This is a genomic window from Streptomyces sp. NPDC056480, from assembly GCF_042795405.1.
Taxonomy (GTDB): Bacteria; Actinomycetota; Actinomycetes; order Streptomycetales; family Streptomycetaceae; genus Streptomyces.
Genome location: NZ_JBHTSA010000017.1, coordinates 92,102 through 100,197, shown reverse-complemented (window position 1 = coordinate 100,197; position 8,096 = coordinate 92,102). Strand labels below are relative to the sequence as shown.

8 protein-coding genes are annotated in these 8,096 nt (G+C 73.2%); 3 read left to right on the top strand and 5 right to left on the bottom strand.

Features of this window, described 5'->3' with window-relative positions:
* Nucleotides 1-44 precede the first annotated feature (44 nt).
* Both ACFQ79_RS10925 and ACFQ79_RS10920 read right to left on the bottom strand, forming a co-directional pair.
* Entirely contained in the window at nucleotides 45-698 is a 654-nt protein-coding gene (locus tag ACFQ79_RS10925) for a DedA family protein (RefSeq protein WP_319311540.1), read from the bottom strand.
* Between the two features lie 195 nt (nucleotides 699-893).
* Nucleotides 894-1,346, bottom strand: coding sequence for a DUF4442 domain-containing protein (locus tag ACFQ79_RS10920; RefSeq protein ID WP_383581331.1), 453 nt, complete (start codon nucleotides 1,344-1,346; stop codon nucleotides 894-896).
* 105 nt (nucleotides 1,347-1,451) lie between these two features.
* Here ACFQ79_RS10920 and ACFQ79_RS10915 point away from each other — a divergent pair, with 105 nt between their 5' ends.
* Both ACFQ79_RS10915 and ACFQ79_RS10910 read left to right on the top strand, forming a co-directional pair.
* Nucleotides 1,452-2,621 (top strand): hypothetical protein, encoded by a 1,170-nt coding sequence (locus tag ACFQ79_RS10915; RefSeq protein WP_383581329.1) that lies wholly within the window; start codon nucleotides 1,452-1,454, stop codon nucleotides 2,619-2,621.
* A gap of 175 nt (nucleotides 2,622-2,796) precedes the next feature.
* Nucleotides 2,797-4,251 carry an MFS transporter gene (locus ACFQ79_RS10910; protein WP_383581327.1) on the top strand — a complete coding sequence of 485 codons (1,455 nt, stop codon included), beginning with the start codon at nucleotides 2,797-2,799 and terminating at the stop codon, nucleotides 4,249-4,251.
* Here ACFQ79_RS10910 and ACFQ79_RS10905 read toward each other — a convergent pair.
* Both ACFQ79_RS10905 and ACFQ79_RS10900 read right to left on the bottom strand, forming a co-directional pair.
* A complete protein-coding gene (locus tag ACFQ79_RS10905; protein WP_383581325.1) occupies nucleotides 4,213-5,058 on the bottom strand; it encodes a spermidine synthase in 846 nt (281 codons plus the stop codon). The genes ACFQ79_RS10910 and ACFQ79_RS10905 overlap by 39 nt on opposite strands.
* 34 nt (nucleotides 5,059-5,092) lie before the next feature.
* The gene (locus ACFQ79_RS10900; RefSeq protein ID WP_383581323.1) at nucleotides 5,093-5,830 is read right to left on the bottom strand and encodes a DNA alkylation repair protein; all 738 of its coding nucleotides are present in this window, start codon (nucleotides 5,828-5,830) and stop codon (nucleotides 5,093-5,095) included.
* Nucleotides 5,831-5,979: 149 nt separating this feature from the next.
* Between ACFQ79_RS10900 and ACFQ79_RS10895 the strand changes: the two genes are divergently transcribed.
* The gene (locus ACFQ79_RS10895) at nucleotides 5,980-6,741 is read left to right on the top strand and encodes a TVP38/TMEM64 family protein (protein WP_383581320.1); all 762 of its coding nucleotides are present in this window, start codon (nucleotides 5,980-5,982) and stop codon (nucleotides 6,739-6,741) included.
* Between the two features lie 130 nt (nucleotides 6,742-6,871).
* Here the strand turns inward: ACFQ79_RS10895 and ACFQ79_RS10890 are convergent, their stop codons facing one another.
* On the bottom strand, nucleotides 6,872-8,041 hold the full coding sequence (locus ACFQ79_RS10890; RefSeq protein ID WP_383581317.1) for a thiolase family protein: 1,170 nt from the start codon (nucleotides 8,039-8,041) through the stop codon (nucleotides 6,872-6,874).
* Nucleotides 8,042-8,096 lie beyond the last annotated feature (55 nt).

The window sequence follows — 8,096 nt, the reverse complement described above, 5'->3', positions numbered from 1 at the left end:
GACGGGTGCCGCCCTCCCTCACGTACGTCCTGGTGCGTCCGGCCTCAGTCGGCGACCGCGACCGGCGCCGGCTCCGGGGCCTCGGCCTGCTCCGCCGCCGCCTTCTTGGCACGGTTCTTGATGATCAGCATGGAGGCGACGCCGATCAGCACGGCGAGGACGAGTCCCAGCCACGAGAAGCGCTTGAGCCAGGCCTCCGCGACGATGCCGACCGAGTAGATGACGGCCGTCGTGCCGCCGGCCCACAGGATGCCGCCGAAGACGTTGGCGATCAGGAACTTCCAGTACGGCATGTGCAGGACGCCCGCGAGCGGCCCGGCGAAGATGCGGAGCAGGGCGATGAAGCGGCCGAAGAAGACCGCCCACATGCCCCACTTCTGGAAGGAGCGCTCGGCGAGCCCGATGTTGGCCTCGCTGAAGTGCTTGGGGAACTTCTTCCCCAGCCAGGCGAGCAGCGGCCGTCCGCCCTTGCGGCCGATCGCGTAGCCGATCGAGTCGCCGATGATCGCGCCGGCGGTGGCGCAGGCGCCGAGGACGTACGGGTTGATGTCACCGTGCTGCGAGGCGAGCAGCGCGGAGCTCACGAGCACGATCTCGCCGGGCAGCGGGATGCCCAGGCTCTCCAGCCCGATCACCACGCCGACGAGGACGTAGACCGCGATCGCGGGGATCGTCTCCAGCCACTCCTGGACGTGCAACGCGGCTTCCTCCCGTTTCGACTGCCCTGCCGCGCCCGGCCCCTGGTCGGGGGCGCCGGCGCCGGCGTGCACCGCGGCGGGCACGCCGGGGCAGCCTACCCGGTCGGGGTGGACGGCCCGTGCCGCCGGCCGCCCGGAACGCGGCCGCCCCCGCACCCCGGGAGGGGGTACGGGGGCGGTCCACGGCGTCCCTGGTCAGGCGTTGGGGCGCAGGGTCCAGACGACGGTCATCTCGCCGGTCACGGCGCCGTCCTCGCGGGTGATCTCGATCTTCACCGGGAACTCCGGCCGCTGCCCGGCGTCGAGTTCGGCGACGACCTCGGCGGCCGGGCGGCCCAGCGTGGCGGTGGCCGTGACGACGCCCATCGCGAGCTTCTTGTAGCCGATCTCGGCCTTGACGGCGAGCGGTACGGCGCGGCTCAGCTGGTCGCCGAACGCGGCGAGCACGATGGCACCGCTGGCGGACTCGGCGAGCGTGAACATCGCTCCGGCGTGCGGGCCGCCGACGTGGTTGTGGTAGGCGGGCTGGTCCGGCAGGCGCACGACGGCGCGCTCGGCGGTGGTCTCCAGGAACTCCAGGTTCAGGGTTCCGGCCATGGGCACCGTGGCGGCGAGCATCTCGCCGACGGTCATCTGGTCTGCGCTCATGACCGTGATGTTACCCACGAGTAGCAGCCTTGGCCATCCCTCCCGTGCGCGCTGTGCGGGGGCGGGCGTGGCCGGGGCGCCTCCGCACCTCTATGGTTACTGGCCATGTGGCCAGGACAGCAGCCGCCCGGGGGCGAGCAGAACCCGCAGGACCAGAATCAGAACCCCTATCAGCAGTCGGGGTACCAGCAGCCGAACCCGTATCAGCAGCCGCCTGCCCAGCCCGGGTATCCGCAGCCGCCGACACAGCCCGGCCATCCGCAGCAGCCGCCGACGCAGCCCGGCTACCCGCAGCAGCCGCCCGCGCCGCCCGGCTATCCGCAGCAGGGGTACGGCCAGCAGCCGGGTTACGGCCAGCCGAACCCGTACCAGCAGCCGACGCTTCCGCAGCAGTACGCGGTGCCGGGGCCGGTGCAGCCCGGCGGACCCGACGGCGGCAAGAAGAAGACGACGCTCGTGGCGATCGTCGCCGCGACCGCCGTGGTCGTCGCCGCCGGTGTCACCGGATTCCTCGTCCTCGGCAAGGACGACGACAAGAAGACGACCGCCGACGACCAGAAGCCGAACCCGTCGGCCTCCGCGACCGTGGACCCGTCGGCCGACCCGTCGACGGTCCCCTCCACGGAGCCGAGCGACAGCCCGTCGGGGATCGACAACCCGCGTGACGGCGCGGCCCAGCAGCCGACGATCCCCGGCTGGAAGGTCGTCTACAACCCGAAGTACGGCACCCTCTTCGACGTACCGCCGGAGTGGGAGGTGCTGAAGCCGGGCATGATCACCTTCTTCGAGGACGAGAAGAAGAACGACGGCAGCCCGCTCGTCACCATGTCGTCGCCGTCGCGCCTCAAGAGCGAGTGGTGCACGTACGACACCGACAAGAACGGCACCATGGAGACCTGGGGCCTGAGCACCGCCGGCACCAAGGGCGGCCAGGGCGCCAAGAACACCGCGGACGCCTCGCGCAGCGAAGCCGGCACCTGGGTGTGGGGCGGCTACGCGCAGCACATGCCGCAGAGCACCATCAAGATCACCAAGCCGGTGCCGTACAAGACGAAGTCCGGCCTCACCGGCCACATGGCGATGGCGACGGCGCCGGGCGTCAAGAAGCGCAACAAGTGCGAGACGGACGGCAAGTCGATCGCCTTCACCTTCAAGAACGCCAAGGGCGACTTCTCGACCTGGGTGCTCTACGGGGCCGACGGCGTCAAGGACGAGCTGCCGGACGCCACCATCAAGCAGATCCTGTCGACGGTCCGGCTCGCTCCGGCGTCCTGACCGGACGGCTTTCGCAGGTCCGACCCCGGCACGTGGTCCGTCCACGCGCCGGGGTCGACCCGTCCGGAGCTCCGTACGGCCCCGGACCGGCCTCTCCGGGCGCCGTCCGGCCCCCAGGGCGCCCCGTCCGGATATCGGGTTGGCATACGGACGGCCCGCCAGGGATAGTCCCGGGGTGAACAGTCCCGCCGCCGCCCCCCACCGCGCCCCCCTCGGCTCGCGCCGCCCCGAGTGGGCCGGGCGCAACTACGTCCTCCTGACCGCCGCCACCATCGTGACCAACCTCGGCACGCACGGCGCGCTGATCGCCACGACCTGGGCGGTGTTCGAGACCGGTGGCGACGCCGGCGACGTGGGACTCGTGGCGATGGCGCGGTTCCTGCCGCTCGTCCTCTTCCTGCTGATCGGCGGCGCGGTCGCCGACCGGGTGCCCCGGCACCGGGTGATGGTCGCCGCCAACGTCCTCAACTGCGTCTCCCAGGCCGTCTTCGCCGCCCTCGTGCTCGCGGGTACGGCCCAGATCTGGCAGATGATGGTGCTCACCGCTCTCTGCGGCACCGGCCAGGCCTTCTTCAACCCGGCGGCCGAGGGCATGCTGATGTCCAGCGTCACCGGCGAGCAGGCGAGCCGCGCCTTCGCCGTCTACCGGATGGCCATGCACGGCGCGTCCATCGGCGGCGCCGCGCTCGGCGGCGCGCTCGTCGCGTTCGTCGGGCCCGGCTGGGTCCTCCTGATCGACGCCGTCGCCTTCGCGGTCGCGGGCGGGCTGCGCGCGTTCCTGGACGTGAGCGGCATCCCCGAGCGCGCTCCCGGCGGCGGCCTCTTCGCCGATCTGCGGGAGGGCTGGCACGAGTTCATCGGCCGGCCCTGGCTGTGGTCGATCGTCGCCCAGTTCTCCGTCGTGGTCGGGCTGATCGGTGCGGTCGAGTCGGTGTACGGGCCGCTGGTCGCCAAGGCCGAGCTGGGCGGCGCGCGCCCGTGGGGCATCGCGCTCGCCGCGTACGGGGTGGGAACGCTCGCGGGCGCCTTCCTGATGGCCCGCTGGAAGCCGCGCCGGCTGCTGTTCGTCGGCACGCTCTGCGTCTTCCCGATCGCGCTGCCGTCGGCGGCGCTCGCCGTACCGCTCGACGCGGTGGGGCTCACGGCCGCGATGTTCGTCAGCGGTGTGGCCATCGAGGTCTTCGGCGTCTCGTGGATGACGACGATGCACCAGGAGATCCCGGAGGAGAAGCTGTCCCGGGTGTCGGCCTACGACTGGTTCGGCTCGACGGCCCTGCTGCCGCTGACGACGGCGCTCGCGGGACCGGCGGAGAGCTCGTTCGGCCGGAGCACGGCGCTGTGGGGCGCGGCAGGGCTGATGGTCCTGGTCACCGCGCTCGTCCTGCTGGTGCCGGACGTACGGAACCTGACCCGGCGTCCGCACACGAAGGAGCCGGTCGGCGCGAAGACGCCGGCAGCGGCCGCCGACTCCGTACCCGCTGCGACGGTCGCACCGCTCGCCGCCGCCCCCGCGTCGGCCGGTGCCCCGGCCGGTGGCGGCTCAGCCGGTGCCTCGGCCGATGTGTCGGCCGATGTGTCGGCCGGTCGTGCCTCAGCCGATGCCGAAGGCTCCGGCCGGCGGAACGGGTGACGGGACGGCCCCGGCGTCGAGGACCGGTGCCGCGGCGCCGGTGAACCGGTCGAGCGTGTCCCCGTGTTCCACGCGCGCGGGGAAGGCGTCGGCCGCGGCCCGGCGGGCGAGGTGGGCGGTGTCGATCTCACGGCCGGAGGCCACCAGGACCGCGTTCCCGAAACGACGGCCGCGCAGCACGGCCGGTTCCGCGACCAGCGCGAGCTCGGGGAAGACGGCCGCGAAGGTGGCGAGCTGGGAGCGGAGGAAGGCGAAGGGCGCTCCGTCGGCCAAGTTGGCGGCGTAGACGCCGTCGGGTCGCAGGACGCGACGGACCTCGCGCGCGTACTCCACGGACGTGAGGTGGGCGGGTACCCGGGAGCCGCCGAAGACGTCGCCGACGACGAGGTCGGCCGAGGCGGCGGGGGCAGCCTCCAGCCAGCGCCGGGCGTCCGCACCGTGCACGGTGATCCCGGCCCCCTCGGGCAGCGGCAGGTGTTCGGCGACGAGCGCGAGCAGGCCCCGGTCGGCCTCGACCACGTCCTGGCGCGAGCCGGGCCGGCTGACGGCCACGTAGCGCGGCAGGGAGAGCGCCCCGCCGCCGAGGTGCAGGACGTCCAGCGGTTCGCCGTCGTCGGCGGCGCCGTCGACGACATGGGCGAGTCGGCGCGCGTACTCGAACTCCAGGTACGCCGGGTCGTCGAGGTCGACGTACGACTGGGGTGCGCCGTCGACCGTGAGGAGCCAGGCCCGCTCCCGGTCCACATCGGGCATGAGGCGCGCGGTGCCCTGGTCGACCTCGCGGATGACGGGAATCTGCTCGTTCACGCTCTCATTGTGCAGGGGGTCGCCGCGGGGACCGTCAGAGGTGCTTGAGGGCCTCGCGGACCGAGAGGGGCGAGAGCCGGGCGGTGTGCGCGGCGACGAAGGCGCGGACCTCGGCCGGGGCCGTCTTGCCGTACTCGCGCAGGCTCCAGCCGATGGCCTTGCGGAGGAAGAAGTCGGTGTCGGCCGCGCGGCGCAGACAGTGGGCGAAGAGCCGGTCCGCGTCGGTGGCGTCCTTGAACCGCAGCTGGTGGAGGATCGCCGTCCGGGCCACCCACAGGTCCTCGTCCTCGATCCACTCGTCCATGCGCTCCCCGAGGGCGGGATCGGCCGCGACCAGACCGCCGACGACATGGGCGGCGAGGTGGTCGACCGTGTCCCACCAGGAGACGGTGGTGACGAGCCGTCGGGCGACCGGCAGGAACCCCGACGAGCAGCGCTTCACGTGGCGGCGCAGATAGTCGACGGCGAAGTAGTGGTACTCGCGCTCGGGCAGTGCGAAACAGCGCAGGGCGACGGCGGCGCAGTCCTGCTCGTCAGGGCGGGGCGTGCCGTCGAGGACGGTGCGGGACAGGGCACGGCGCTCGGGGGTGCGCAGCCCGAGGAAGGGGGCGACCCCCTTCATGTACGCGACCATCTCCTGCGCCCGGAAGGGGTTCCCCGCGGCCGGGTAGACGGTGGTGAGCCGCTCGAGGAGGGTGTCGGCGAGGGCGCTGTCGGGGATGCCGGCGGGGACGTCGGCGGGGCCGCCGGCCGTCGGCGCGGTCTCGGTCATGCGGCCCTCCGTGTCGTGGGCTGTCCGCCCGGGTCGTGGAGTGTCGGCCCGGGGTCATGGGGTGTCGGCCCGGGGTCATGGGCTGTCGGCCCGGCGGGACATGACGCACATTACGGCGATCATACGGACGCGTCCGTTACTCTCCCCGAATGCTCGCTCCCGTGCCCCGGCCGCCGGGCTCCCTCGCCCTCCGCTGCTCCCGGGCCCTGCTCGCGCCCCGCGCACGGCTCTCGATGCTCGCGCTGCTGCTGCTCTCCGCGGCGGCCCTCGTCGTGCTGTACGAGCCGCAGCGGCTGCTCTCCTCGGGCTGGCCCCGGCAGACGGACGGCACGGGCGCGGTGATGCTCTTCGCTCTGGCGTACGGCGTGTGCACGGCGGCGTTCGTCCCGCGTCCGGTGCTCAATCTGGCGGCGGGCGCGCTCTTCGGCTCTGCCTTCGGCCTGACGGCGGCGATCGCGGGGACGGTGCTCGGCGCCGGGATCTCCTTCACCCTCGGCCGTTTCCTGGGGCAGGAGGCGTTGCGGCCGATGCTGCGGGGCCGGTGGCTGACGGCCGCGGACGGGCAGCTCAGCCGGCACGGGTTCCGTTCGATGCTGGCGATCCGGCTGTTCCCGGGGGTGCCCTTCGCGGCGGCCAACTACTGCGCCGCCGTCTCCCGGATGGGGTACGTGCCGTTCCTGGTGGCGACGGCGCTCGGCTCGGTGCCCAACACGGCGGCGTACGTCGTGGCGGGGGCGCAGGCGGGCGAACCGGGCTCCCCTGCGTTCCTCGTCTCGGCGGGCTTCATCGCCCTGTCCGCGCTGGCGGCCGCCGTGGTCGCCTGGCGGAAGCGGCACCACCTGAGGGCCCCCGCTCCGGCCGTGGCACCGGAGCCGGAGCAGACGCCCGAGACGGTGGGCAGCCCCCGCTAGCAGCCCCCGCCAGGAGGGGGCGTCCGGGCAGCGGGGGTGCGCCGCGAAGGCCGGTCCGCGAAGGCCGGTCTGCGAAGGCCGGTCCGCGGAGGTCCGAGGGCCGGGCCGGTGTGGTGTCCGACCGCTGAGGTCAGAGCGCCTCGACGATCATCGCGTTGGCCAGGCCGCCCGCCTCGCACATCGCCTGGAGCCCGTAGCGCGCGCCCCGGGCCCGCAGTGCGTGGACGAGCGTGGTGGTGAGGCGGGTGCCGCTGGCGCCGAGGGGGTGGCCGAGGGCGATCGCGCCGCCGTGGACGTTGACCTTGGCCGGGTCGGCGCCGGTCTCCTGCTGCCAGGCGAGGACGACGCTCGCGAAGGCCTCGTTGATCTCGAAGAGGTCGATGTCGGCGAGGGAGAGACCCGAGCGCCGCAGCACCTTCTCCGTGGCGGGGATGACACCGGTGAGCATGAGCAGCGGGTCGGAGCCGGTGACGGCGAAGCTGTGGAGCCGGGCGAGGGGCCGCAGGCCGAGGCTCTCGGCGGTGTCGGCGGCCATGACGAGCACGGCGGAGGCCCCGTCGTTGATCGGACTGCTGTTGCCGGCGGTGACGGACCAGTCGATCTGCGGGAAGCGCTCGGCGAACCCGGGGTCCTCGAAGGAGGGCCGGAGCCCGGCGAGGATCTCGGGGGTGGTCGCCGGGCGCACCGACTCGTCGCGGCGGACGTCCTCGTACGGGGCGACCTCGGCGTCGAAGAGTCCGGCCGCCCAGGCGCGTGCCGCCTTGGTGTGCGACGAGGTGGCGAAGGCGTCCATGGCCTCGCGGCCGATCGACCACTTCGCGGCGATGAGTTCGGCGCTGACGCCCTGCGGGACCAGGCCCTCGGGGTAGCGCTCGGCGACTCCGGGGCCGAAGGGGTCGGCGCCGGGCGGCACGTTGGACCACATGGGGACCCGGCTCATGGACTCGACGCCGCAGGCGACGGCGATGTCGTACGCCCCGGAGAGCACGCCCTGGGCGGCGAAGTGCACGGCCTGCTGGGAGGAGCCGCACTGCCGGTCCACGGTGGTGGCGGGCACGGACTCGGGGAATCCGGCACCCAGCCAGGCGTAGCGAGTGGTGTTCATGGCTTGCTCGCCGACCTGGTCGACGGTGCCGCCGATCACGTCGTCGACGAGGGCGGGGTCGATGCCGCCGCGCTCGATCAGGGCACGCAGGGTGTGCGAGAGCAGGGCGACGGGGTGGACGTGGGACAGGGCTCCGCCCGTCTTGCCCTTTCCTATCGGCGTCCGGACGGCTTCGACGATGACGGCGTCGCGCATGACAGGCTCCTGAGTTGGATAAGTGGACCAACACTCATCGGTAACATAGCCCAGT

Coding starts and splice junctions, on each gene's coding strand:
- ACFQ79_RS10890 (WP_383581317.1), bottom strand. CDS start 8,041: ATGCGCGACGCCGTCATCGTCGAAGCCGTCCGGACGCCGATAGGAAAG.
- ACFQ79_RS10920 (WP_383581331.1), bottom strand. CDS start 1,346: ATGAGCGCAGACCAGATGACCGTCGGCGAGATGCTCGCCGCCACGGTG.
- ACFQ79_RS10895 (WP_383581320.1), top strand. CDS start 5,980: ATGCTCGCTCCCGTGCCCCGGCCGCCGGGCTCCCTCGCCCTCCGCTGC.
- ACFQ79_RS10900 (WP_383581323.1), bottom strand. CDS start 5,830: ATGACCGAGACCGCGCCGACGGCCGGCGGCCCCGCCGACGTCCCCGCC.
- ACFQ79_RS10915 (WP_383581329.1), top strand. CDS start 1,452: ATGTGGCCAGGACAGCAGCCGCCCGGGGGCGAGCAGAACCCGCAGGAC.